At 62.6% G+C, this 25,649-nt stretch carries 20 protein-coding genes, 1 tRNA gene and 1 pseudogene; 7 read left to right on the top strand and 15 right to left on the bottom strand.

The window, feature by feature from the left end:
- Window positions 1–88: 88 nt before the first annotated feature.
- From htpX to def, 4 genes are all read right to left on the bottom strand, one after another.
- Complete coding sequence (htpX, locus tag LDZ23_RS00110) at window positions 89–943, bottom strand: zinc metalloprotease HtpX (RefSeq protein WP_008352188.1); 855 nt, start codon at window positions 941–943, stop codon at window positions 89–91.
- Between the two features lie 132 nt (window positions 944–1,075).
- Window positions 1,076–1,720: a LysE family translocator gene (locus tag LDZ23_RS00105; RefSeq protein WP_008352189.1), complete on the bottom strand. Its 645-nt coding sequence runs from the start codon at window positions 1,718–1,720 to the stop codon at window positions 1,076–1,078.
- 71 nt (window positions 1,721–1,791) lie between these two features.
- A complete protein-coding gene (gene fmt / locus LDZ23_RS00100; RefSeq protein ID WP_008352191.1) occupies window positions 1,792–2,760 on the bottom strand; it encodes a methionyl-tRNA formyltransferase in 969 nt (322 codons plus the stop codon).
- Window positions 2,761–2,763: 3 nt separating this feature from the next.
- Window positions 2,764–3,267 (bottom strand): peptide deformylase, encoded by a 504-nt coding sequence (def, locus tag LDZ23_RS00095; protein ID WP_008352192.1) that lies wholly within the window; start codon window positions 3,265–3,267, stop codon window positions 2,764–2,766.
- Window positions 3,268–3,468: 201 nt separating this feature from the next.
- Here def and dprA point away from each other — a divergent pair, with 201 nt between their 5' ends.
- The 3 genes from dprA to LDZ23_RS00080 all read left to right on the top strand — a co-directional run bounded on the left by dprA (window position 3,469) and on the right by LDZ23_RS00080 (window position 7,949).
- Window positions 3,469–4,680: a DNA-processing protein DprA gene (gene dprA / locus LDZ23_RS00090; protein ID WP_008352193.1), complete on the top strand. Its 1,212-nt coding sequence runs from the start codon at window positions 3,469–3,471 to the stop codon at window positions 4,678–4,680.
- A 74-nt stretch (window positions 4,681–4,754) separates the two neighbouring features.
- The gene (locus LDZ23_RS00085) at window positions 4,755–5,132 is read left to right on the top strand and encodes a thioredoxin family protein (RefSeq protein WP_008352194.1); all 378 of its coding nucleotides are present in this window, start codon (window positions 4,755–4,757) and stop codon (window positions 5,130–5,132) included.
- Between the two features lie 171 nt (window positions 5,133–5,303).
- Window positions 5,304–7,949 carry a DNA topoisomerase III gene (locus LDZ23_RS00080; RefSeq protein ID WP_008352195.1) on the top strand — a complete coding sequence of 882 codons (2,646 nt, stop codon included), beginning with the start codon at window positions 5,304–5,306 and terminating at the stop codon, window positions 7,947–7,949.
- An 81-nt stretch (window positions 7,950–8,030) separates the two neighbouring features.
- Here the strand turns inward: LDZ23_RS00080 and LDZ23_RS00075 are convergent, their stop codons facing one another.
- Window positions 8,031–9,110 carry a transcriptional regulator GvmR gene (locus LDZ23_RS00075; RefSeq protein ID WP_008352196.1) on the bottom strand — a complete coding sequence of 360 codons (1,080 nt, stop codon included), beginning with the start codon at window positions 9,108–9,110 and terminating at the stop codon, window positions 8,031–8,033.
- Window positions 9,111–9,450: 340 nt separating this feature from the next.
- Complete coding sequence (locus tag LDZ23_RS00070; protein ID WP_008352197.1) at window positions 9,451–11,322, bottom strand: phosphoenolpyruvate carboxykinase (GTP); 1,872 nt, start codon at window positions 11,320–11,322, stop codon at window positions 9,451–9,453.
- A gap of 494 nt (window positions 11,323–11,816) precedes the next feature.
- Here LDZ23_RS00070 and LDZ23_RS00065 point away from each other — a divergent pair, with 494 nt between their 5' ends.
- Window positions 11,817–12,833: a D-2-hydroxyacid dehydrogenase family protein gene (locus tag LDZ23_RS00065; RefSeq protein ID WP_008352199.1), complete on the top strand. Its 1,017-nt coding sequence runs from the start codon at window positions 11,817–11,819 to the stop codon at window positions 12,831–12,833.
- Window positions 12,834–12,851: 18 nt separating this feature from the next.
- On the opposite strand, the gene LDZ23_RS00060 is transcribed toward LDZ23_RS00065, so the two are convergent.
- The 3 genes from LDZ23_RS00060 to LDZ23_RS00050 are packed head-to-tail and all read right to left on the bottom strand — an operon-like array spanning window position 12,852 to window position 14,627.
- Window positions 12,852–13,328, bottom strand: coding sequence for an OsmC family protein (locus tag LDZ23_RS00060; protein WP_008352201.1), 477 nt, complete (start codon window positions 13,326–13,328; stop codon window positions 12,852–12,854).
- 10 nt (window positions 13,329–13,338) lie between these two features.
- Window positions 13,339–14,208 (bottom strand): patatin-like phospholipase family protein, encoded by an 870-nt coding sequence (locus LDZ23_RS00055; protein WP_008352203.1) that lies wholly within the window; start codon window positions 14,206–14,208, stop codon window positions 13,339–13,341.
- Between the two features lie 11 nt (window positions 14,209–14,219).
- On the bottom strand, window positions 14,220–14,627 hold the full coding sequence (locus LDZ23_RS00050; RefSeq protein ID WP_008352205.1) for a PaaI family thioesterase: 408 nt from the start codon (window positions 14,625–14,627) through the stop codon (window positions 14,220–14,222).
- A 160-nt stretch (window positions 14,628–14,787) separates the two neighbouring features.
- Between LDZ23_RS00050 and LDZ23_RS00045 the strand changes: the two genes are divergently transcribed.
- Window positions 14,788–14,863 (top strand) — tRNA-Lys (locus tag LDZ23_RS00045).
- Between the two features lie 585 nt (window positions 14,864–15,448).
- On the opposite strand, the gene LDZ23_RS00040 is transcribed toward LDZ23_RS00045, so the two are convergent.
- Window positions 15,449–15,835 (bottom strand): DUF488 domain-containing protein, encoded by a 387-nt coding sequence (locus tag LDZ23_RS00040; protein WP_008352210.1) that lies wholly within the window; start codon window positions 15,833–15,835, stop codon window positions 15,449–15,451.
- Window positions 15,836–16,033: 198 nt separating this feature from the next.
- On the opposite strand from LDZ23_RS00040, the gene LDZ23_RS00035 reads away from it, so the two are divergent.
- Window positions 16,034–17,407, top strand: a complete 1,374-nt coding sequence (locus LDZ23_RS00035; RefSeq protein WP_008352211.1) for an MFS transporter — start codon at window positions 16,034–16,036, stop codon at window positions 17,405–17,407.
- 6 nt (window positions 17,408–17,413) lie between these two features.
- Here LDZ23_RS00035 and dbpA read toward each other — a convergent pair whose 3' ends face one another.
- Both dbpA and LDZ23_RS00025 read right to left on the bottom strand, forming a co-directional pair.
- On the bottom strand, window positions 17,414–18,796 hold the full coding sequence (gene dbpA, locus LDZ23_RS00030; RefSeq protein WP_008352213.1) for an ATP-dependent RNA helicase DbpA: 1,383 nt from the start codon (window positions 18,794–18,796) through the stop codon (window positions 17,414–17,416).
- A 5-nt stretch (window positions 18,797–18,801) separates the two neighbouring features.
- The gene (locus LDZ23_RS00025; RefSeq protein ID WP_008352215.1) at window positions 18,802–18,996 is read right to left on the bottom strand and encodes a hypothetical protein; all 195 of its coding nucleotides are present in this window, start codon (window positions 18,994–18,996) and stop codon (window positions 18,802–18,804) included.
- 156 nt (window positions 18,997–19,152) lie between these two features.
- Here LDZ23_RS00025 and LDZ23_RS00020 point away from each other — a divergent pair.
- Window positions 19,153–20,012 (top strand): annotated as a pseudogene (locus LDZ23_RS00020) (AraC family transcriptional regulator).
- Between the two features lie 68 nt (window positions 20,013–20,080).
- On the opposite strand, the gene gyrB reads toward LDZ23_RS00020, so the two are convergent.
- From gyrB to dnaA, 3 genes are all read right to left on the bottom strand, one after another.
- The gene (gene gyrB / locus LDZ23_RS00015; RefSeq protein ID WP_008352217.1) at window positions 20,081–22,564 is read right to left on the bottom strand and encodes a DNA topoisomerase (ATP-hydrolyzing) subunit B; all 2,484 of its coding nucleotides are present in this window, start codon (window positions 22,562–22,564) and stop codon (window positions 20,081–20,083) included.
- A 135-nt stretch (window positions 22,565–22,699) separates the two neighbouring features.
- Complete coding sequence (gene dnaN / locus LDZ23_RS00010; protein ID WP_008352220.1) at window positions 22,700–23,803, bottom strand: DNA polymerase III subunit beta; 1,104 nt, start codon at window positions 23,801–23,803, stop codon at window positions 22,700–22,702.
- Window positions 23,804–24,068: 265 nt separating this feature from the next.
- Window positions 24,069–25,649, bottom strand: a complete 1,581-nt coding sequence (gene dnaA / locus LDZ23_RS00005) for a chromosomal replication initiator protein DnaA (protein WP_008352222.1) — start codon at window positions 25,647–25,649, stop codon at window positions 24,069–24,071.

Below are 25,649 nucleotides of genomic sequence, written 5' to 3'. Positions count from 1 at the left end.
GAATTGCGCGCCCGGACGGCGGCGGCCGAACAGGAAAAAGGCCGCTCCGGCGTAACCGGAACGGCCTTGCTTTACGACGTTGCAGGTTTTAGAAGCGGCCGGTGCGCGCCATTTCCATCAGGCGGGCGACGCGCTCTTCGGTCGCCGGGTGCGTCGAGAACAGATTCGCGATGCCGCCGCCCGACAGCGGATTCATGATCATCATCTGCGCAGTCGCCGGATGCTGCTCGGCGGTCGGGAACGGCACGCCGGTCGCGTATGCGTGAATCTTCTCGAGCGCACTCGCGAGCGCTTGCGGATCGCCCGAAATTTCCGCGCCGCCGCGATCGGCTTCGAATTCGCGCGCGCGGGAAATCGCCATCTGGATCAGCGCACCCGCGATCGGGGCGAGAATCGCCACCAGAATGCTCGCGATGGGATTCGCCGGACGACCTTCGTCGTCGCGACCGCCGAAGAACATCGCGAAGTTCGCGAGCGCGGAGATCGCGCCGGCCATCGTCGCGGAGATGGTCGAGATGAGGATGTCGCGGTGCTTCACGTGCGCCAGTTCGTGGGCCATCACGCCGCGCATTTCACGCTCGGACAGCACGCGCAAAATGCCCGTGGTCGCCGCGACCGCCGCGTGCTCGGGATTGCGGCCCGTGGCAAACGCGTTCGGCGCGTCTTCGTTGATCAGATAGACGCGCGGCATCGGCAATTGAGCGCGCGTCGCGAGCTCGCGCACCATGCGATAAAACTGCGGCGCGGTGGTTTCGTCGACTTCCTGCGCGTTGTACATGCGCAGGACCATCTTGTCCGAGAACCAGTACGAAAAGAAATTCATGCCGAGCGCGACGATCAGCGCGAGCATCATGCCCTTCGATCCGCCGATCATTCCGCCGATCACGACAAAGAGGGCCGTGATCGCAGCCATCAGCATCGCGGTTTTGACCCAGTTGAACATGTCCGGAGCTCCTCTCCCTGTATGCAGTGCGCGAAGTGCGCGGTTGCCCCGGCCAACATGACCGGGACGACAATTGTAAGCAAAATGTTAGATAGTGGCAGCCGGCAATAATTCAATCCGAGATTGCGCGATTTATCGATGCGTCGTCGCGAGTTTGATACCGAGTCCGACGAACGCGCTGCCGACCCCGCGATCCAGCCACTTCTTCACGCCCGATTTGCCCGCGAAGCGCTCGGTGACGCTGCCCGCGATCCACGCGACGAAGCTGTTCCAGACCGTGCTCATCGCGATGAACACGACCCCGAGCGCGAGAAACGCGAGCGTCTTGTGCTGGCTGTCGGCGGCGACGAACTGCGGAAAGAACGACACGAAGAACAACACGACCTTCGGATTCAGCACGTTCGTGACGAAGCCTTGCGCGAAAAGCTGGCCGAGCGATTTCGGCGTGGCTTTTTCGTTTTGCGTCTCGCGCGCGGTTTCGGTGTCGTCGTGCTTCGCGAAAATGAGGCGCACGCCGAGATAAATCAGATAAATCGCGCCGGCAATCTTGATGACCGTGAACGCCGTCGCCGATGCAGCGAGAATCGCCGTCAACCCGAAGGCGCACGCGAGCGTATGGACGATGCAGCCAGCGGAAATCCCGAGCGCCGAAACGATGCCCGCGCCGCGTCCTTGAGCGACGCTGCGTCCGACGATGTAAGCCGTATCGGGGCCGGGCGTGACGTTGAGAAGAAAGACGGCGACGAGAAAGAAGGTGAAACCGGTAATGCCGAGCATCGAAAAACTCCAGACAGACAGGCGCGCGTTGACAACGATTTATTTTAGCGCTGCGTCTGTCCTGCCGTCCTTCACTGCAGCGTGAAACGCTGGCCCTTCGCGAGCGGCGCGCCCGCGAGAAATTCCCGCGCGGGCAAGCGCTTGCCGCCCGGTTTCTGAAGTTGCGTGAGTTTCAGCGCGCCGCTGCCGCACATAACGACGATACCGTCCGGGGAAACATCGGCGATGGCGCCCGGTTCGCCCGCACCGTCGACCGGTTGCGCCGCCCAGATCTTGATCGGCGCACTGTCGAGCGTGCCGAACGCGCCGGGAAACGGATCGAACGCGCGAATCTGGCGCGCGAGCTCTTCCGCCGGACGACGCCAGTCGAGCGCGGCTTCGTTCTTCGCGATCTTTTCCGCGTAGGTCGTGCCTTCGTCCGGCTGCGGCGTGGACAGCAATGCGCCATCGCGTTCGAGATCGCGCAGCGCGGCGACGATCAACTCCGCGCCCATCTGCGCGAGCCTGTCGTGCAGCGTGGCGGTCGTGTCGTCGGCGAGAATCGGCGTGCGCGCCTCACGGATCATCGCGCCGGTGTCGAGGCCGGCGTCCATCTGCATCAGCGTGATGCCGGTTTCTGCGTCGCCCGCTTCGATCGCGCGATGGATCGGCGCCGCGCCACGCCAGCGCGGCAACAGCGAAGCGTGAATGTTGATCGCGCCGCGCGGCGGAATATCGAGCACCTCCTGCGGCAGGATGAGCCCGTACGCGGCGACGACCATCACGTCGTGCGGCGTGGCCTTCAGCGAATCGATGGCTTCCGCCGCTTCCTGCGGATACTTGCCCGCGCGACGCAGCGACGTTGGCTGCGCGACCTTCAGACCATGCTCGACGGCGAAGCGCTTGACCGCACTGGCGGTCAGCTTCATGCCGCGTCCGGCGGGCCGGTCGGGCTGCGTCAAAACCAGCGGCACGGAAAAACCGGCTGCGTGAATGGCCGCGAGCGCGGCGGCAGCGAATTCCGGCGTACCGGCGAAAACCACGCGCAGCGATTGAGTCATCGGTTACAGCGCCTTTTCCAGCTTTTTCATCTTGCCGCGAATGCGCGTCTGCTTAAGCGTCGACAGATATTCCACGAAAACGTGGCCAGCCAGATGATCCATCTCGTGCTGGATGCACACCGCGAGCAAGCCGTCGCAATCGAGCTCGAAGGTTTCGCCCTTCTCGTTCAGCGCCTTCACGCGCACCTTGTCAGGGCGCTCGACGAAGTCGTAAATGCCCGGCACCGAAAGACAGCCCTCTTCCCATTCCTTCTTCTGCTCGCTCGTCCAGACGAGCTCAGGGTTGATGAAGACCATCAGCTGGTCGTGCGCGTCCGAGACGTCGATCACGATCACGCGCTCGTGCACATCCACCTGCGTCGCGGCGAGGCCGACGCCGGGCGCGGCGTACATCGTCTCGGCCATGTCGGCGACGAGCTTGCGGATGCGGTCGTCGACCACGGCGACAGGTTTCGCCACCTTGTTCAGACGCTTGTCCGGGTAGTTGAGTATCTTGAGCAGAGCCATGATTCGGATTGTCTACGCGCGCCGCGACGCGTGTAAATCGGCCATTCGGCCAGGTTGCGGGTAATGGGGCGGCATGCCGAAGATATGCGGGTGAATCCAGTGGATTCAACGCCGCCGGCAAGCGGCCGATGGGCGTCGCTGCGGGCTTTCAAACGTGCCTGAGCGACCTTTCTTTATCTATTCCGGATCAAAAATCTTAACATGACGACCGCCGACCTGCCGACCGAGGAAGCCGCCTCCACACTCGATGCCGACGAACTGCGCGCCTGGCTGCGGCTCGCGCACGCCAAAGAGCTGCGCCCGCTCGCGCTGCGCACGTTGCTCGGTACTTTCGGCGGTCCGCGCGAGGTTTTGTCGGAGAGTTTTGCGACGCTCGCGGAAACCACCGACGCCCGCACAGCCGAAGCCGTGCTCGCGCCACCCGCGGACATCGAAGGCGTTTCGTTCGACCACTATATTGAAGCGGCTTCGGCGTGGGCATCCGAACCGGGCAACCACGTCCTGACGCTCGCCGACGCCGCCTATCCGCAAGCGCTGCTGACGATGCCCGATCCGCCGCCGTTGCTCTATGCGAAGGGCCGGCTCGATCTGCTGCAGGCGCGCGCGGTGGCGATCGTCGGCAGCCGGCATGCGACGCCGCAAGGTCTGGAGGACGCGCGCCGCTTCGCCCGCGTGCTGTCGGATGCGGGACTTGCGGTCGTGTCGGGGCTCGCGCTCGGCATCGATGCGTCCGCGCATCGCGGAGCGCTGGAGGGTGCGACCGGCACGGTGTCGGTCATCGGCACGGGCGCCGATCTCGTGTATCCCGCCGCGCATCACACGCTCGCGCACGAAATCGCCCGCGACGGCGCGATGCTCTCCGAATGGCCGCTCGGCACGCCCGCGCGCTCCGCCAACTTCCCACAGCGCAACCGGCTGATCGCGGGATTGTCGGGCGGCGTGCTGATCGTCGAAGCCGCGATGCGCTCCGGCTCGCTCATCACCGCGCGGCTCGCCAACGAAATGGGGCGCGATGTTTTTGCGATGCCTGGCTCCGTCCACGCGCCGCTTTCGCAGGGTTGTCATCGGCTGATAAAGGAGGGCGCGAAGCTCGTCGAAACGCCGGAAGAAGTGCTCGAAGAGTTCGGTTTCTCGTCGGCGCAGGCAAGCGCGGCGGGGTCGGCGGCAAAGCGCGGGAGGCTGCGGCCGGTGAGCGCATCGTGGGCATCGGCGGCGTTGCACGACACGCGGATGAACGCCGATGCCGCGCGCGTGCTCGGCGCGCTCGGCCATGCGCCCGCGACGCTTGAAATCCTCGCGACGCGCACCGATCTGGACGGGGCGGCGTTGCAAGGCGCGCTGCTGCAGCTCGAATTGTCGGGCCAGGTGGCCGCGCTCGCGGGCGGTCGCTACGCGGCGGTGCAGCGCTCGTGATTCCTCGTCGTGCTACATTCGCGGAAAAATGAGCCGTCCCCGCAGCCGATACCAATAAGGATCTCGCACCCGTCATGTCCGCGCTGAATCTCGATACCGACGCCGATCTCATCGCGGAACGCATCGCCGTGCCCGGCACGCTGTTCGTCGCCTGCCTGTGCGCGGAGTGGTGCGGAACGTGCCGCGAGTATCGCGAAGGGTTCGACAAGCTGGCGGACGCGCATCCGGACGTCTGCTTCGCGTGGATTGACATCGAGAATCACGCCGACCGTTTCGACGATCTCGACGTGGAAAATTTTCCTACCATCCTGATCGAGGACTCGGTCACGACGCGATTCTTCGGCACGGTTCTGCCGCAGGCTTCCATCGTCGAACGGATGCTCACCGATCTGACCGCGCTGCCGGGCATGGTCGGTGCGCCGAAACTGCGCCCGGCGCTTGCTACGGCCTGATTGCGACGCCCGCGAAACGCATCTTTCGCGTCTCTCGCAACGCGCTTCGCGGGCCGGATATCGAAACGCCCGGATTCGCGGTTCGGCGCCCGCCGCGCAAAGCGTGTGCTATAAAGCGGTCGTTAAAGCAGTCCAAACCGGGCCGCTGCCAGTTACCAACCCTTTTGAGTCATGTCCAAAGCCCTGATCATCGCTGAGAAGCCTTCCGTCGCGAACGACATCGCGCGTGCGCTGGGCGGCTTCACCAAGCATGACGAGTACTACGAGAGCGACGACTACGTGCTCTCGTCCGCGGTCGGCCATCTGCTCGAGATCGCGGCGCCCGAGGAGTACGACGTCAAGCGCGGCAAATGGAGCTTCGCCAATCTGCCGGTCATTCCGCCGCATTTCGACCTGAATCCCATCGCGAAAAGCGAGTCGCGCCTCAAGGTGCTGACGAAGCTGATGAAGCGAAAAGATATCGACCGCCTCATCAACGCATGCGACGCGGGGCGCGAGGGCGAGCTGATTTTCCGTCTGATCGCGCAGCATGCGAAGGCGAAGCAGCCGGTCCAGCGCCTGTGGCTGCAGTCGATGACGCCCGCCGCGATCCGCGAAGGCTTCGCGAACCTGCGCAGCGATGCCGACATGCAGCCGCTCGCCGACGCCGCACGCTGCCGCTCGGAAGCGGACTGGCTCGTCGGCATCAACGGCACGCGCGCGATGACCGCGTTCAACAGCAAGGGCGGCGGTTTCTTCCTGACGACCGTCGGCCGCGTTCAGACGCCAACGTTGTCGATCGTCGTCGAACGCGAAGAGAAGATTCGGCGATTCGTGCCGCGCGATTACTGGGAAGTGCGCGCCGAGTTCATCGCCGCGAAGGGCCTGTACGAAGGCCGCTGGTTCGATCCGAAGTTCAAGCGCGTCGAAAACGATCCGGAGCAGCGCGATTCGCGCCTGTGGAGCCTGCCGGCGGCGGAATCCATCGTCGCGGCGTGCCGCGGCAAGACCGGCACCGTGACCGAGGAATCGAAGCCGTCGACGCAAATGTCGCCGCTGCTGTTCGATCTGACCAGCTTGCAGCGCGAAGCCAACAGCCGCTTCGGCTTTTCGGCAAAGAACACGCTCGGCCTCGCGCAAGCGCTGTACGAAAAGCACAAGGTTCTCACCTATCCGCGTACCGACGCGCGCGCGCTGCCCGAGGACTACCTGAACACGGTCAAAGACACGATGACCATGCTCAAGGAGAGCAACAACTATCTGCCGTTCGCGAAGCAGGTGCTCGACAAGGGCTGGGTGAAGCCGAACAAGCGCATCTTCGACAATTCGAAGATCAGCGACCACTTCGCCATCATCCCGACGCTGCAGGCGCCCAAAGCGCTGTCCGAGCCCGAGCAGAAGCTGTATGACCTCGTCGTCAAGCGCTTCCTGTCGGTGTTTTTCCCGGCGGCCGAATATCTCGTGACGACGCGCATCACCGAAGTTTCCGGGCATCACTTCAAGACGGAAGGCAAGGTGCTGGTCGAGCCCGGCTGGCTGCAGGTCTACGGCCGCGAAGCCGCGGGCGAGGAAGGCAATCTCGTGCCGGTGCAGAAGGACGAAAAGGTCGATGTCGAAAAGGTCGAGGCGCACGGTCTCGTGACCAAGCCGCCCGCGCGCTACAACGAGGCGTCGCTGCTTTCGGCAATGGAAGGCGCGGGCAAGCTCGTCGAAGACGAGGAACTGCGCGACGCGATGGCCGCGAAAGGTCTCGGCACGCCGGCGACGCGCGCGGCGATCATCGAAGGTCTGCTCGGCGAGAAGTACATGGTGCGCGAAGGCCGCGAGCTGATCCCGACGGCCAAGGCATTCCAGTTGATGACCTTGCTGCGCGGTCTCGGCGTCGAGGAGCTCACCGCGCCCGAATTGACGGGCCAGTGGGAGCACAAGCTTTCGCAGATGGAGCGCGGCAACCTGCATCGCGATGCGTTCATGCAGGAAATCGCGCGCATGACGCAAACCATCGTCAAACGCGCGAAAGAGTACGACTCCGACACGATCCCCGGCGATTACGCGACGCTCGAAACGCCCTGCCCGAATTGCGGCGCGCAGGTGAAGGAGAACTATCGCCGGTTCGCGTGCACGAAGTGCGAGTTTTCGATTTCGAAGATTCCGGGCGGACGTCAGTTCGAGATTCCTGAAGTCGAGGAATTGCTGCGCGAGAAGACCATCGGGCCGCTGTCGGGCTTTCGCAGCAAGATGGGCCGTCCGTTCTCGGCGATCCTCAAGCTCGCGTTGGACGACGAAATCAAGAACTACAAGCTCGAATTCGACTTCGGTCAGGATTCCGGCGGCGAAGACGGCGAACCGCCCGATTTCTCCGAGCAGACGCCGGTCGGCGCATGTCCGAAATGCCAGTCGCGCGTGTTCGAACACGGCATGAGCTATGTGTGCGAAAACTCGGTGTCGAATCCGAAGACTTGCGACTTCCGCTCCGGCAAGGTGATCCTTCAGCAGGAAATCACCCGCGAACAGATGGAAAAGCTGCTGGGCGCGGGCCGCACCGATCTGCTGACGAACTTCAAGTCGTCGCGCACCGGACGCAACTTCAAGGCATTCCTCGTGAAGCAGCCGGATGGCAAGATCGGCTTCGAATTCGAGAAGAAAGAGGCCAAACCGGGCGCGAAGACGGCGGCGAAGCGCGGCGCGACAGCGGAAGCTCAAGCCGACAGCGGCGACGACAACGGCGACAGCGATGTCGCAGTCGCCGCCAAGACCATGTCCGCGAAGACTGCAGCCAAGAAAGCGCCCGCGAAGAAGGCGGCAGCGAAGAAAGCTCCGGCGAAGAAGACGAGCTGATCGTTCTCGGAATCCGTCAGAAAGAAAAACCCCCGCGAGAAACGTCGCGGGGGTTTTTTATTTGCGCCTGGCGCGAGCCTTTCAGAAAGGCGATGCCGCCGGCACACGCCCTCGCGTACGCGACGGTTTCGATAGCTTCGGCGCGAGCTCGCCGTCGATCGGGCGCGCGCGCGGCGCGGGCGTCGCCGGTTCGTCGGCGTGCTCGTAGTGCGAATGCGCCACCGGCCTGCCGCGGCCATCGCGAATCCACTGCTCGCCGAGTTGATGATTCGGCGTCTGGCTGAAATGCTCGACGAGGTGATCGATGAACGTCCGCACCTTCGCCGGCAAATGACGGCGGCTCGGATACGCGACGTTGATCTCGACCTGCGGCAATTGATAGTCGCCGAGCAGACGCACGAGCTGGCCGCGCGTCGTGTCGTTGCCGATCAAATAGCTCGGCAAAATCGCGATGCCCATGCCGAGCAGCGCGAACTGCCGCAGCATCTCCGTGTTGTTCGCGATGATCACGTTCTGCGGCCGCACACGCACTTCGCCTTCCGGACCTGTGAACACGCGCTCGTCGCCCCAGTATTCCGACGGCAAGCTCAGGCACGGATGCTCAAGCAGATGCTCGGGGCGCGTCGGCGTGCCGTGCGTTTCGAGATACGCGGGCGTCGCACAGACAGTCATGCAGCCCGTCGTCAGACGCCGCGTGACGACGCTTGCGCTTTTCACCTGCCGCGCGATCACGATGCCGACATCGAAGCCTTCCTCGACCAAATCGACCTGACGATCCACCAGCGTCACGTCCGGCACGACTTTCGGATAACGCTGCGCATACGTCTGTAACACGGGCGCGAGATTATGCAGACCGAACACGACGGGCGCGACGATCCTGAGCGAACCGAGCGGTTCGTGATTGCGCGCCACCACCATTTGTTCGACGTCTTCCAGTTCGTCGAGAATTTGCCGCGCCCGCTCCAGATAAACCTGGCCGGACTCGGTGAGCGAGAGGCTGCGCGTCGTGCGGTTGAGCAAGCGCGTGCCGAGGCGTCCTTCCAGGTCCGCGACGTGCCGCGTAGCCACCGCATTGGAGATGTCCATCGCGCTTGCGGCACGGGCGAAACTCCCGAGATCCGCGACGCGGACGAATACTCTCATCGACTGCAAATGATCCATAAGACAACTCCTGCCGCTAGACGGCTCGAATTCTGCTGCAAAGCAATTCAGGATTATCCTAGGACCGGCGTTTTTGTGCAGAAGTTGCCCGGAAGCACAAAAAAATCGAAAAAAATCTTGATGTTAGGCGCGTTACGCGGATGAAAGATCACCGATTGTTGCGATTTCCACAACACCAAGATCAGTGCAATCCGATTGATGTAATTTTGAAAGCACTTGCCGCGTCAATTTCGGCGGTGTACGCGAGGAGCAAATCGGGCCCGTCGCTGCGGGTCCGATAAAAAGGGATTGATTCAGCTTTCGATATAAATCCGGCGCGCGAGCGCGCCGGATGCGACGCTTATGCGGCGAGGCGCTTCTCCATACCGGCCTTGGCGTCCGGCAGAGCTTCCGGCAAACCGTGCTTGAGCTTCGAAAAAAGCTCGTCGTGGAGCGCGAGTTCGTCGCGCCAGGCGGCATCGCTGACGGAGATGACCTGCTCGAACTGCTCGCGCGAGAAGCCGAGCGCGCCCCAGTCGATGTCCTCGTAGCGCGGCGAAATGCCGAACGCGTGCTCCTCGCCCTTCGCGGTGCCCTCGATACGGCCGATCATCCAGTTCAGCACGCGCATGTTTTCGCCGAAGCCCGGCCACACGAACTTGCCGTCGTCGCCCTTGCGGAACCAGTTGACGCAGAAGAACTTCGGCGCTTTCGCGTTCGTCGCTTCGAGGCGCTCGCCCATTTTCAGCCAGTGGTCGAAATAATCGGCCATGTTGTAGCCGCAGAACGGCAGCATCGCGAACGGATCTCGGCGCACGACGCCTTGTTGCCCCGCGGCGGCGGCGGTGGTTTCGGAGCCCATCGTCGCGGCCATGTAGACGCCTTCCTTCCAGTCGCGCGCTTCAGTGACGAGCGGCACGGTGTTGGAGCGGCGTCCGCCGAAGATGAACGCATCGATCGGTACGCCGGCCGGATTTTCCCAATCGGCATCGATCGACGGACACTGCGACGCCGGCGCGGTGAAGCGCGCGTTCGGATGCGCGGCTTTCGCGCCGGTTTCCTTCGCGATTGCCGGCGTCCAGTCGCGGCCCTGCCAGTCGATCAGATGCGCGGGCGGCGTGTCGGTCATGCCTTCCCACCAGACATCGCCGTCGTCGGTCAGCGCGACGTTCGTGAAGATCACGTTTTCCGTCAACGTGGCCATCGCGTTGAAGTTGGTCTTCTCGCTCGTGCCGGGCGCGACGCCGAAATAGCCCGCTTCCGGATTGATCGCGTAGAGACGCCCGTCGCGGCCCGGCTTGATCCACGCGATGTCGTCGCCAATGGTCGTGACCTTCCAGCCGTTCAGGTCGCTCGGCGGAATCAGCATCGCGAAGTTGGTCTTGCCGCACGCCGACGGAAACGCCGCCGCGACGTGATACTTGCGCCCCTGCGGCGAGGTCACGCCGAGAATCAGCATGTGCTCGGCGAGCCAGCCTTCGTCGCGGCCCATCGTCGAGGCGATGCGCAGCGCGAAGCATTTCTTGCCGAGCAGCGCGTTGCCGCCGTATCCCGAGCCGAAACTCCAGATTTCGCGCTTTTCGGGAAAATGGACAATGTACTTCGTGTCGTTGCACGGCCAAGGCACGTCCTTGCGCCCATCGACGAGCGGCGCACCGACGGAATGCACGCACGGCACGAACTCGCCGTTCTCGCCCAACACGTCGTACACGGCGCGTCCCATGCGCGTCATGATGCGCATGTTCGTCACGACATACGGGCTGTCCGACAATTCCACGCCGATATGCGCGATCGGCGAGCCGAGCGGGCCCATCGAGAACGGCACGACATACATCGTTCGGCCGCGCATGGACCCGTCGAACAGGCCGTCGAGCGTGACGCGCATTTCCTGCGGATCGATCCAGTTATTCGTGGGGCCGGCGTCTTCGCGCCGCTGCGAGCAGATGAACGTGCGATCTTCGACGCGCGCCACGTCCGAGGGATCCGAGCAGGCGAGGAAGGAATTCGGGCGCTTCTCGGGATTGAGCTTCTTCATCGTGCCGGCTTCGACCATCTGCTGGCAGAGCCGATCGTATTCTTCCTGCGACCCGTCGCACCATTCGATGCGATCCGGCTTGGTCAGGGCCGCGATTTGCTGGACCCATTCGATGAGTCTTCGGTGCCGGACATAGGCCGGCGCTTCGATTTCGACGGCGTTTTTATGGTTGTCTTCGACTACTGCGGGCTGGTTCATCGAGCTGTCTCCGTTCTTCTGCAATGAAAACCAATGGCCCCACTGACGCTGCATGCGAGAGGCGTGTGCGACTCGAACCGCCGGGCGCTTTCATGAATTTTGCAGCGCTCCTTTACGCGCTTTCATCGCATGAAATGCGGTTCGCGAGCCAATGCGGCGTCACGGGCATGAATCCTTACGCAGCAAACCGTACCTTTTCGCGGCTTGCGTCGCAAAGGAACAAACTGTTAAAAAGAGATACTAAGTGGCCTGTCTCCTCGCGGATCATCGTGTTTTCCGCTACTTGTGCCGAATTTCTTTATTTTGGCGCGGCCTGACGAGGCTCCTGAAAAATGGGAATCAAGCATAACACTGCATTGCATGGACTCGTTGATGCAGCGCAATAACGACGAATAGAGCGCAATTTATCGGTATTTACCCGAATTTAACGCTACATTCTCGCCTTCGATTAAAAAGCAGCACGTTTGATGCCTAACAAAAGCCACCCAATGCCCATGAAAATCGCCATTCTCGACGACTACCAGGATGCCGTCCGGAAGCTCGATTGCTTCCATCTGCTCGATGACCATGAGGTGAAGGTCTTCAATAACACGGTGCGTGGTCTCGGACAGTTGGCCAGCAGACTTTCGGAAGTCGACGCGCTCGTGCTGATTCGCGAACGCACGCGCATCAGCTCGCAACTGCTTGACAAATGTCCGAAACTGCGCATGATCAGCCAGACGGGACGCGCGGGCGGCGGGCATATCGATATCGATGCGTGCACGGAACGCGGCATCGCAGTGCTGGAAGGCACAGGTTCGCCGATCGCACCCGCCGAACTGACGTGGGCGCTCATCATGTCGGCGCAGCGGCGCATTCCGCAGTACGTCGCAAACCTGAAGCAAGGCGCGTGGCAGCAGTCGGGGTTGAAGACATCGGCGCTGCCGCCGAATTTCGGCTTGGGCCAAGTGCTGCGCGGACAGACGCTCGGCATCTGGGGCTACGGCAAGATCGGCAAGCTCGTCGCGGGCTACGGCAAAGCGTTCGGCATGAACGTGCTCGTCTACGGACGGGAGCATTCGGCAAGCGCCGCGCGCGAAGATGGATTCGCGGTCGCCGAAAGCCGCGAGGCGCTTTTCGAACAGAGCGACGTGCTCACGCTGCATCTGCGTCTGACGGACGAGACGACTGGCATCGTCAAGCAGGACGATCTGATGCGTATGAAGCCGACCGCGCTGTTCGTCAACACGAGCCGCGCCGAACTGCTCGAAGAGAACGCGCTGCTCAACTCGCTGCACCACAACCGGCCGGGCATGGTCGCCGTCGATGTGTTCGAAAGCGAGCCGATTCTGCAAGGCTACGGCCTGCTGCGTCTGGAGAACGTGATCTGCACGCCGCACATCGGCTATGTGGAGCGCGAGAGTTACGAGCTGTATTTCGGCGCGGCGTTCAGGAACATCCTCGCGTTCGATGCGGGCGATACCTCGAGCGTTTTCAACAAGGAAGCGCTTCACCACGCGCGCCGCCGTTGAGTTTCGTCGCGGCGAAGATCAGAGCGTCGACATTTCGATCGACGGCTCGCAGCGCACCGGAAAATTCACCGAGTTCGCGATGAAGCAAAAGCGGTGCGCCTCTTCGTGCAGGCGCGCCGCGAGACCGGCGTCGCTGCCCGCGCCGATCGTCACCTTCGGACGCAGCAGCACATCGACGAAACGTCCGTCGCCCTTCGATTCCTCCTGCATCGTGCCGATGGCTGCATCGACATAACCGGTCACCGCGATCTTGTTCGTCGCGCACAAGTGCAGATACCAGAGCATGTGGCACGACGAGAGCGACGCCACGAACAACTCTTCGGGATTGTGACGCGCGGGATCGCCGCGAAACGCCGGATCGCTCGACGCCTCGATCGCCGTCTTCGTGCCGACGCGCACGAGGTGATCGCGCGAATACGCGTCGTAAGCCGATGTGCCGGAACCGAGATTGCCGGTCCAGTCGACGGTCAGTTCGTACGTGTGTTTCTTCGCCACGGTCTGCTCCTCAAGCGAGATGCGAAGCGGTTTCCATCAGGCGCGGAAGACGTTCCAGGAAGTCTTCGCCGTCCGCGCGACCCAGATCATAAGCATGTTGCATTTGCGCCGGACTCGTATAGTCCCAGCTCGAAATCGGCACTTTGCGCGACGGCTGGATGTAAAGGCGCTTCTGCTCGCCGTTCGGCACGACGAACATGCGCTCGCGCGGATAGAGGCGCGTGACCATCACGAGGACGAGTCCCGGCGATGGATCGAGCGCGGAGACGGGCACGTTGTCGACCATGCCGCCATCGAGAACCGGGCGGCCGTTGCGCCGGAGGATCGGCGTGAACGGCGGCGTGCTCGACGATTGCAGGATGAGATCGGCGAGATCTTCGATCGTCGCGCATTCCTGCGCCTTCACGAATTCCGGATGAAAGCCGAGCGCCTGGCCGAGCGTCGGATGCAGCGTCTTGCGCACGTATTTTTCGATGTTGTACGCGATGAGGCCCGCCGCGACCGCGCTGCGCGCGCCGAGCCAGCGCGGCAGATGCGACACGCCGATGCGGATCTCAGGCGCCGACGCGAGTTCGTGGAAGCGGTTCGCGAAGATGTCGAGCAGCGCCTGGCGATAGATGCGGTAGTGCGGAAACACCGATCGGCCGCGCAGCAGGTTGCCCCAGTAGGCGTTGCGCGTGTTGTCGCGCAGGGCGTGGGCGTAGTAGTCCATCACCCAGCGCGACTGGTTCGTGTAGAGCATGCACGCCGTGGCCGCGCCCGCCGATATGCCCGCGATGATGCGCGGCCTGAGATCCAGTTCCGGCTGGATGACGTCCCAGAAGCCGGCTTGCCACCAGCAGCGGTTTCCGCCGCCGGCGAATACGACTTGGTCGAACATTTATTTGTCGTTCACTTGTTGATGAGCGCGTAGGTAGTCGTGGCGTGCGCGGCGAGTTCGCCTTGTTCGTCGTGCATCTCGATTTCGCCGAAGACGAGATTGCGTCCGCGGCGCTGGATGTGCGCGGTGATCAGCACGTCGCTGGTTTTGACCGGGCGCATGAATGTGGTGTTGAGGGAGACGGTGGTCATCGGCTGGAACCCGCCGAGAACGTGCGAGACGGCGATGACCATCGCGGTGTCGGCGGCGGCCATGAAAACTTGCCCACAGATGACGCCGCCCGCGTGACGCAGATGATCCGAATACGGCAAGCGCAGCGTGACGGCGTTTTCGGCGATGGATTCGGGCGCGAGGCGCAGTTCCTTGACCCACGGCGCGAGGATGTCGTCGAGCAAGGCGCGGATGGCGGTTTCGTCCATGGTTCTTCTTTCGCGATGCGGTGGCTGAAGATGCGTCATGATACCGGGGCGTCGCGCGCTCGCAGACGCCCTTCAGGGACGGTTTCGTCAGAAAGTTAAGAATTTTCGCTTCGAGGGCTTGCGCTTCTGCAAAAGCTCCCGCTATAATTTCCCTTCTGTTGGGGCGTTAGCTCAGTTGGTAGAGCAGCGGACTCTTAATCCGTAGGTCGAGTGTTCGAGTCACTCACGCCCCACCAAAGAATTCCGAAGCCCGGTTAGCGAAAGCTGACCGGGCTTTTTGCTTTTCGTGCGCGTCGGATCAGCACGGCGTCTTTCTCATGCAACGACCGTCGCGCGCGCAGTGCATCGCAAACCCGGCCGAACGTAGCGACCTCCAACCGGGTTGATTTCGTTTGTCAGTTGTCGCATACACCTCGCCGACAACCTACGCGTCGACAATTCTCAAAGCACTTCGAACCAGGCCTTGATCTTGAGGGCCATCAACTTTCGACGCTCCTCCAGAAAGACGTCATATTCGTCGACATTTCCATACAGCATGGAGACCGGAACGCAGTTGGCTTCAAGATTTGCGATGAGATCCTCTCGCTTGTCGATGCACTACTAACTACTTGCCCCATCGCGACATCCGTTCCGGTTGAATTCAGACCACGACGGCCCGTCCAGCGCGCTCGCGGCCTTTGCGGCTGCGGCTCGTATGGGTGGGATATGTCGGCGACGGTTGATGAGCAAAAAATCCGAATCAGATTGCCGACGCGCCCGCCCAGCCGCGGGCGCTCACTTGAAGCCGAATTATAGACTCCGGCTCTGGAGTTATCGGACTCTCAAACCACCTCCGCCCCGCGCGCCTGCAACAACTCCCGCAACACCGAGCGATGACACCGCGCCTCATCCTCGCAATAACACCCGACCGAAAAGTTTGCGGTATGCGACAACGCCGCCAGCAAATCGAGCGTCTTGCTCGCATCCGACTCAGCCATCTCCGCTTTGAACTTCTTCACGAACGCGCGCCAATCCTCGTCGTTCTCGGCATGAAGCGCCTGCGTCACCAGTTCCGGCGTCGGCGCTAGCACCGGATACCACACGTCATAAAAATCGCGCTTCGCGAACTCGGCCTTCGGCACGCCGCGCGGCGGCCGCCGCACCGTGCCGATCCGCAATCCCTCGTTCTCCGCGCGCGGCGTTCCCAGTCTCACGATCCGTATCGTCATCATCGGTCTCCTTCGATGAACCAAAGCCGTAAAAGCATAACCGCTGACATCGCTTTGAAAGCTCCCGGGCACCCATCCAGCGAAACCGCGAATCTTCCCGTATCGTTTCGGATTATTCTCCGTCCGCTTACATCCGGAATGCCCGTCGTGCCCACCGAAGAACGCTCGCAAGACCTGCCTCACGACCCCGACGCCCCGATGACCCCGCTCGAGCGCCGCGGCATGGCCGCGATCCTGCTCTCGGTCGCGCTGGCGACGCTTGACACCGCCATCGCCAATACCGCGCTGCCCGCGATCGCCGCCGATCTGCACACGACGCCCGCGGCCTCCGTCTGGATCATCAACGCCTATCAGCTCGCGATGGTCGCGACGCTGCTCCCGTTCGCCGCGCTCGGCGGCATTCTCGGGCATCGGCGCGTCTATCTCGGCGGGCTGATCGTGTTTCTGATCGCGTCGGCGGTATGCGCGTTTTCGTGGTCGCTGCCGACGCTCGTCGCCGCGCGCCTGCTGCAAGGCCTCGGCGCCAGCGCGATCATGAGCGTCAATGCGGCGCTCATCAGCGCGATCTTTCCGCCGCACCGGCTCGGACGCGGCGTCGGGCTGAATGCGCTCGTCGTCGGGATCGCGTTCGCGATCGGGCCGACGGTCGCGTCGATCGTCCTCTCGCTCGGCACCTGGCCGTGGCTCTTCGCGGTCAACTTGCCGGTCGGCGTGTTCGCGTTGATAATCGCGTGGCCGTCGCTGCCGCAGACGAAGCGCGCAGCGCACGGCTTCGATCGTTTCGCGGCGCTGCTCAACGTCGTCACGTTCGCGTCGCTGATCTTCGCGCTCGGCGAAGCGGCCCAGCGCGCGCCGGCGCACACCGTGCTCGCGTCCTTCGGCGTCGCGCTCGTCGCGGGCTTCCTGCTGCTGCGACGCGAGCGCGGCCATCCCGCGCCGATGCTGCCCGTCGATCTCTTCCGCCGCCCGATGTTCGCCCTTTCGACGATGACCGCCATCTGCTCGTTCGCCGCGCAAGGGCTCGCGTTCGTGTCGCTGCCGTTCTTCTTCGAAAGCGTGCTGGGGCGCAGTCAGGTCGAAACAGGATTTCTGATGACGCCGTGGTCCGCGCTCGTCGCGCTCATGGCGCCGATCGCCGGACGTCTTTCCGATCGTCACGCGCCGGGTCTGCTCGGCGGCGTCGGGCTGGCGATTCTATGCGTGGGAATGGTTTCGCTCGCGATGCTGCCCGCAGAGCCGCATGCGCTGGAGATCTGCATTCGCATGGCGATTTGCGGCGCGGGCTTCGGTTTCTTTCAGTCGCCGAATCTGAAGGCGTTCATGTCGAGCGCGCCGCGCGAACGCAGCGGCGGCGCGAGCGGCATGATCGCGACGTCGCGTCTGATCGGACAGGCGACGGGCGCGGCGCTCGTCGCGTTGTGTTTCAGCATCGCCGGAAAGCATGGCCCGGCGCTCGCGTTGTCGCTGGGCGCGGCGTTCGCGGGCGCGGGAAGCATCGCGAGCGGATTGCGGCTCGTCACGCGCAAACAGTCGTCCGAGCGCATCGTGGGAGACGCGTCGCGCGAGGCGTGAGCGCGATCACATCCGGCGCACTTTCACTTTGCGGCCTTTGAGCTTGCCCGCGCTCAGCTTGCGCACGGCGTCGTCCGCGACCTTTCGCTCGACGGCCACGTAGGTGACCATGTCCATCACGTTGATCTTGCCGATCTGCTTGCCGTTGAAACCCGCTTCGCCGGTGAGCGCGCCGAGCACGTCGCCGGGGCGAATCTTGTCCTTGCGGCCGCCGAGAATTTGCAGCGTCGCCATCGGCGGCTTCAGATGACCCGGTTCCGCCGACGTCAGTTCGTCGAGCGGATGCCATTCCACTTCCGCGCGCTGCGCCTCTTCGATCGCGCCGACGCGCCCCATTTCGTCCATGCTCGCGAGCGACAGCGCCCAGCCTTCCTCATCGCCGCGACCGGTGCGGCCAATGCGATGCACATGCACTTCCGGGTCCGGCGTCACATCGACGTTGATCACCGCTTCCAGTTGCGCGATGTCGAGCCCGCGCGCGGCGACATCGGTGGCGACGAGCACCGAGCAACTGCGATTCGCGAACTGCACGAGCACCTGGTCGCGCTCGCGCTGCTCCAGTTCGCCGTGCAAGGTCAGCGCTTCGAAGCCTTGCGCGGACAGAACGTCGAGCAGATCGCGGCATTGCTGCTTCGTGTTGCAGAACGCGATCGTACTGACCGGGCGATAGTGATCGAGCAGCAAGCCGACGGCATGCAGGCGCTCGTGATCCTCGACCTGATAGAAGCGCTGCTTAATCTTCGCGTTGCTGTGCTGTTCCTTGAGCTTGATTTCGCGCGGATTGCGCAGGAACTGCTGGCTCAGTTTCGCGATGCCTTCCGGATACGTCGCCGAAAAGAGCAGCGTCTGACGATCTTTCGGGCATTGGCGCGCGACCGACGCGATATCGTCGAAGAAGCCCATGTCGAGCATGCGATCGGCTTCGTCGAGAACGAGCGTGCGGACCGCATCGAGCGAAAGCGTCTCGCGCTGCAGGTGATCCATGATGCGTCCCGGCGTGCCGACGATGATATGCGCGCCGTGCTCGAGACTCGCGATCTGCGGGCGCATCGGCGTGCCGCCGCACAGCGTCAGCACTTTCACGTTCTCTTCCGCGCGCGCCAGGCGGCGGATTTCCTGCGTGACCTGATCGGCGAGTTCGCGCGTCGGACAGAGAACGAGCGCTTGCACCGCGAAGCGGGTCGCATCGAGTTTGGCGAGCAGCGGCAGCGTGAAAGCAGCGGTCTTGCCGCTGCCCGTTTTCGCCTGCGCGATGAGATCGTGGCCCGCGAGCGCCAGCGGCAGGCTCGCGACCTGGATCGGCGTCATCGACAGATAGCCGAGCTGCTGCAGATTCGACTGCATCGCCGGCGAGAGCGGCAGGCTGCTGAAAGAGGTGTCGGTGGTCATGTCGGTTATCGCTTGCCGTGCGGCGTGATGTCCTGGACTTGCTCGTAGGTCACGTCGCCGTCGTTGGTCTCGTGGCGCGTGACGTAGTTGCGCGCGCCGCACATCGGGCAGCGGAACAGCAGGCCTTGGCCCTCGTTGTGAATATCGACGTCCGACAGCGCCCAATCGGCGCCGCAGGACTGGTTTCGGCAGGTGAACATGTTCGTATTTCTCGGTTCGTGGCGCGTTCGTGCGCTCAAAGGCGAAAGTGTACGCGTGTCTCGTGGCGGCGCGGTCGGCGCAAGTCCGCAAGAAATGCTAAAGCGGGTCGTGCTACGTTTCCTGACATCGAGTTTTCTTTCCTTTCGGAGCTGGCGATGAGCGAAAAGTCTTATGAGACGCGGCTCGCGCGCGTGGTCGCGTATATCCACGATCATCTCGACGACGCGCTCGATCTCAATCGGCTCGCCGAGGTGGCGTGTTTGTCGCCGTATCACTGGCATCGGATTTATCACGCGTTTTATGGAGAGACGGCGGCGGCGACCGTCCGACGCTTGCGGCTGCATCGCGCGTCGAACGAGCTTTTGCAGGGCGCCTGCCGATCGATTCGATCGCCGAACACGCGGGTTACAGCAGCGTGCAGGCGTTTTCGCGGGCGTTTCAGGCGAGTTATCGGATTCCGCCGGCGCAGTTTCGCAGTGAGGGCGGCGCTTCGAGATTCGTTCCTTTGGATGAAGTTCGATCAGGAGATACGGCGATGCATCAGGTCGATATTCGTAGTCAGCGTGGATTTACGGTCGCGGCGATGGAGCATCGCGGGTCGTACATGAATATCGGGCGGGCGTTCGAGATGCTGTTTCACTGGCTTGCGGTGCGCGGGCTGGTCGATCCGCGGGCGCGCTCGCTCGGGATTTATTTCGATGATCCTTCCGCCGTTGCCGAAGACGATTTGCGCTCGATGGCTTGTTGTGAGCTCTTCTCCCCCGACGATGTGAAGTTCGAAGCGCCGGTTTCGCGGGTGGAAGTCGCGGGTGGGGAGTTTGCGGTGCTCACGCATATCGGGCCGTATGCGCAGCTTTGTTTTGCGTATCAGTGGTTGTATGGGGAATGGTTGCCGCGCTCCGGGCGTGAAACCGGAGAGGCGCCGGTTTTCGAGGTTTATGTGAATGATCCGAGGGAGACCGCGCCGGGGGATCTGGTGACGGAGATTTGGTTGCCGTTGCGGCAAAGCGCGTGATGCGCGAAAAGAAAAACCCGTGCCGCTTGCGCGGACACGGGTTTGGATGATGCAGAGACAATCAGCAATCAAACATCAATATTCCCCGCCCGCAGCGCGTTATTCTCGATAAACGCCCGACGCGGCTCGACATCATCACCCATCAGCGTCGTAAAGATGCCATCCGCCGCGATCGCGTCCTCGATCTGCACGCGCAGCAAACGCCGCACGTTCGGATCCATCGTCGTTTCCCACAGCTGCTCGGGATTCATCTCGCCCAAGCCCTTATAGCGCTGCTTCGAAACGTTGCGCTCGGCATCCGCGATCAGCCACTTCATCGCGCTCTTGAAATCCGTCACCGCCATCGAGCGCTCGCCGCGCTTGATCAACGCGCCTTCGCCGATCAAGCCCTTGAAGGTATCCGCCGTCGAAACAAGCTGCTTGTAATCCGCGGTCAGCTGCAGGTCTTCGTCGAACACCGTGACCTTCACGTTGCCATGATGACGCCGCTTGACATGCAGCGAGCGCAGCTCACGCACCTGATCGTAAGCCGGTTCGACGCTCACTTCCGGCTTCAGCGGGTCGGCACGCAGACGCTCTTCCAGACGCTTCGCCGATGCCTCCGCCGCTTCCTGCGACGACAGATCGATCACCACGCCGTCCATCACGGCCTCCAGCGAAGCCGCGTCGTAAATGCGGCTGAGACGATCGACGACGGCCTGCGCGAGCAAATAAGCACGCGCGAGCTCGCCCAACGCATCGCCGGAGATCGGATCGGCGCCTTCGCTCGGGATGAGTTCGGACCCTTGCAACGCCAGCTTCAACATATGCTGATTGAGCTCGTGCGCGTCCTTCATATAGCGCTCGTCCTTGCCCGCCTTGATCTTGTAAAGCGGCGGCTGCGCGATATAGATGTACCCGCGCTCGACGATCTCCGGCATCTGCCGATAGAAGAACGTGAGCAGCAGCGTGCGGATGTGCGCGCCGTCGACGTCCGCATCGGTCATGATGATGATGCGGTGATAGCGCAGCTTGTCGAGGTTGTAGTCGTCCTTGCCGATGCCGCAGCCGAGCGCCGTCACCAGCGTCACGATCTGCTCGGAAGACAGCAGTTTGTCGAAGCGCGCCTTCTCGACGTTCAGCACCTTGCCGCGCAGCGGCAGGATCGCCTGGAACTTGCGGTCGCGTCCCTGCTTCGCCGATCCACCCGCCGAGTCGCCCTCGACGATATAAATCTCGGACTTCGCCGGATCCTTCTCCTGACAATCCGCGAGCTTGCCCGGCAAACCGATGCCGTCGAGCACGCCCTTGCGACGCGTCATCTCACGCGCCTTGCGCGCGGCATCGCGAGCACGCGCGGCATCGACGATCTTGCCCGTGATGATCTTCGCGTCGTTAGGCGTTTCCTGCAGATAATCTTCCAGCGCCTTCGCGACGATTTCCTCGACCGGCGCGCGCACTTCCGACGACACGAGCTTGTCCTTCGTCTGCGAGCTGAACTTCGGCTCCGGCACCTTCACCGACAGCACGCACGACAAACCTTCGCGCATGTCGTCGCCGGTGGTCTCGACCTTCGCCTTCTTCGCGATGTCGTTATCGGTGATGTACTTGTTGATGACGCGCGTCATCGCCGCGCGCAGGCCCGTCAAGTGCGTGCCGCCGTCGCGCTGCGGAATGTTGTTAGTGAAGCACAGCACGCTTTCGTTGAAGCTGTCGTTCCACTGCATCGCCACTTCGACGGTCACGTTCTCGCGCTCGCCGACCGCGTGGAATACGGTCGGATGCAGCACCTGCTTCGCCTTGTTGATGTACTCGACGAAACCCTTTACGCCGCCCGCGAACGCGAAATCGTCTTCCTTGCCGGTGCGCTGATCCGTCAAGCGAATCCGCACGCCGTTGTTCAGGAACGAAAGCTCGCGCATGCGCTTGGCGAGAATGTCGTAGTGGAATTCGACATTGCCGAAGATAGTCGCGTCCGCCAGAAAGTGCACTTCGGTGCCGCGATTTTCCGTTTCGCCGACGACCGGCATCGGCGAATACTGCACGCCGTCTTCCTCGACGAGCTCGCGGTTCTGCACGACGCCGCGCGCGAACTCCATGAAGTGCTTCTTGCCGTCGCGGCGCACGGTCAAGCGCAGCCATTCCGACAGCGCGTTCACGCACGACACGCCCACGCCGTGCAAGCCGCCCGACACCTTGTAGCTGTTCTGGTCGAACTTACCGCCCGCGTGCAACTCGGTCATCACGATTTCGGCGGCGCTACGCTTCGGATCGTGCTTGTCGTCGCGCTTCAGACCCGTGGGCACGCCGCGGCCGTTGTCGGTGACGGAAATCGAGTTGTCCGCGTGAATGACGACGTGAATGTCGTCGCAATATCCGGCGAGCGCTTCGTCGATGGAGTTGTCCAGCACTTCGAAAACGAGGTGATGCAGACCGGTGCCATCCGACGTATCGCCGATATACATGCCCGGCCGCTTGCGCACGGCCTCCAGACCCTCGAGGATCTGGATCGACGATGCGCCGTAGCTGTTGTCAGGCTTGTTGTCGGGTTGCGAATTTGTGTTTTCAGTCATGGATTTTTTCCGGTTCTGCGTCACTGCTTCGACACTGCTTCGATAACGCTGCGATTACTGCTCGAACTTTTCAAAACACCTTAAAAACGCCAAAGGGGCGCGCCGCCCCTTGGAGTGTTCTCGGTATTGCGTGCGTCAGATACGCATCGGCATCACCACATACTTGAATTCCTCGTTCTCGGGAATCGTGATGAGCGCGCTGGAATTGGCGTCGCCAAGGCTCACCTTGAGCGTGTCGACCTTCAGATTCGCGAGCACGTCGAGCAGATACGTGACGTTAAATCCGATATCGACGGAATCGCCCTGATAAGCGATTTCCAGTTCTTCCTGCGCCTCTTCCTGGTCCGCGTTCGTGGACATGATCTTGAGCTGGCCCGGCTCGACGAGGCAGCGCACGCCCTTGAACTTGTCGGACGTGAGAATCGCCGCGCGCTGCAGCGAGCGCTGCAACTCTTCGCGGCCGATCTCGAACGTGTTCTTGTGCGACTTCGGAATCACGCGCTGGAAGTCGGGGAACTTGCCCTCGACGAGCTTCGACACCAGTTCCACCTGACCGAAGCTGAACTTCACCTGCGTCGCGGCGATGTCGATCTTCAACGAGTCGTCGATGTCTTCGAGCAGGCGCTGCAACTCGAGAATCGTCTTGCGCGGAATGATGACTTCCTGACGCGGGAACGAACCTTCGATCTTCATCGACGAGAACGCGAGACGGTGGCCGTCGGTCGCGACCGCCATCAGCTGGTCGCCATCCACCACGAGCAGCATGCCGTTCAGGTAGTAGCGGATGTCCTGCTGGGCCATCGCGAAATAAACCATGCCGAGCAACTGGCGGAACGTCTTCTGCGGAACCGAAAGGCTCGCGCCGAAGTCAGTAGCCTGGTTGACCGTGGGAAATTCGTCGGCGGCGAGCGTCTGGAGCGCGAAGCGGCTCTTGCCCGAACGCACCGTGAGACGCTTGTCGGAGAGGTCGAGCACGACTTCGCCCGAAGGCATCGCGCGCAGAATGTCGAGCAGCTTGCGCGCTGCGACCGTCGTGGCGACCTGATCGCTGCCGACGCCGAAATCGGCGCGCGTCGTGATCTGGAGTTCGAGGTCGGTCGAGAGGAACGACACATCGGCGCCGTTCTTGGTGATGAGCAAATTCGCGAGGATCGGCAACGTATGGCGGCGTTCTACGATACCGCTCACGGTTTGCAGCGGCCTTAGAAGATTATCTCGTTCGGTCTTGACCAGTTGCATAGAGTTCCTTCGTTGATGTGACGGCCTGTCCGCCGGTTTCGCCACCAGATTTGCCCGACGGACAACCTCGTAACACGCGTTGCCGGCCCCCCGCCGGTCACTCGCGAAAACTGCGCTCGAATGCCGCCCAGGCCACGGACGGCTAAACCTATATTGTGCCTCAAAACGGAACCGCTCCCTAAAAATGGGGACGTTTTCGTTAAAAAACAGGCCGCCGGGCGCAATAAATGACGCGTGCGTTCCTGGCAAAGCGTCGATCGGTCGCTTAGCCCTTCAGCGTCTGTTCGAGCACGTGCAGTTCGTGGTTCAACTGCGCATCGGTGCCGCGCTCGGCCGCGATCTTGCGCACCGCGTGGAGCACGGTCGTGTGATCGCGTCCGCCGAACAGTTCGCCGATCTCGGGCAGGCTCTTCTGCGTCAGTTCCTTCGCCAGATACATCGCGATCTGGCGCGGGCGCGCAATGTTAGCCGGCCTCTTTTTCGAATACATGTCGGCGACCTTGATGTTGTAGAAATCGGCCACCGTCTTCTGGATGTTCTCCACCGAGATCTGCCGGTTCTGCACCGTCAGCAGGTCTTTGAGCGCTTCCTTGGTCAGTTCGATCGTGATGTCGCGGCCATGGAACTTCGAATACGCGAGGATCTTGCGCAGCGCGCCTTCGAGCTCGCGCACGTTCGAGCGCAGATGCTTCGCGACGAAGAACGCGACGTCCTCCGACAGGCTCACGCCTTCCGACAGCGCCTTCCTCATCAGAATCGCGACGCGCATTTCCAGTTCGGGCGGCTCGATCGCGACCGTGAGACCGGAGTCGAAGCGCGAGATCAGGCGATCGTCGATGCCGGAGATTTCCTTCGGATACGTGTCGCTCGTGATGATGACCTGCGCCTTGTTCGCGACGAGCGCCTCGAACGCGTAGAAGAACTCTTCCTGCGTGCGCGACTTGCCGGAGAAGAACTGAATATCGTCGATGAGCAGCAGATCGAGCGAGTGGTAATAGCGCTTGAAGTCGTCGAACGCCTTGCGCTGGTACGCCTTCACGACATCGGACACGTATTGTTCAGCGTGGATGTAGCGGATGCGCGCGCCCGCCTTGTCCATCAGCAACTGATTGCCGATGGCGTGAATCAGGTGCGTCTTGCCGAGACCCACGCCGCCATACAGAAAGAGCGGGTTGTACGAAATGCCGGGGTTGTCCGCGACCTGAATGGCCGCCGCGCGCGCGAGCTGGTTCGCCTTACCGGTGACGAAGTTGTCGAACGTCAGCACCGGATTCAGCTTCGAGCGCTCGTATGCGGAATCGTTTTCACCCGCGGCCGAAGGCGCGCCGCCCGGACGCCACGTGCGTCGGCCGGCAGCGGCTTCGTTGGCGTCGAGGCTCGGCAGGTCGAGATCGGCCTGATCTTCCTGCGTGGCTTGCGCCTGCTGTGCCGCTTCTGCGGCGAGCGCGTTGATGTGCGCGGTGGCGTTCGCATGCGCAACGACCGTCGGCGCCTGAGGCGCGGCCGCAGCCGGCGCCGGGGCGCGCGGCGCGACGGGCGCGCTCGCGGTCGGACGTGGCGCGGCATTCGGTCCGCCGCCGATGGCGTTGCGCGCGGTCGCTTTCGGATCGAGGACGAATTGCACGTCGATGGGCGCGCTGAAGAAGTCGCGCGCCACATCGGCGATGCGGCCCGAGAACTGGCTCTTCACCCAGTCGAGCTTGAAGCGATTGGGAGCGGCGATGCGCAAGGTGTTCGCGCCGGCATCGAAGTCGACCGGGGTCAGCGGCTTGATCCACGTGACGTACTGCTGCGGCGTGAGTTCGCGCGCAAGCAGTGCGGAACAGTGTTCCCAGAAATCGTTCAT

Source organism: Caballeronia zhejiangensis, assembly GCF_022879815.1.
Classification (GTDB): Bacteria; Pseudomonadota; Gammaproteobacteria; order Burkholderiales; family Burkholderiaceae; genus Caballeronia; species Caballeronia zhejiangensis.
This window is presented reverse-complemented; position numbering and strand designations above follow the sequence as displayed.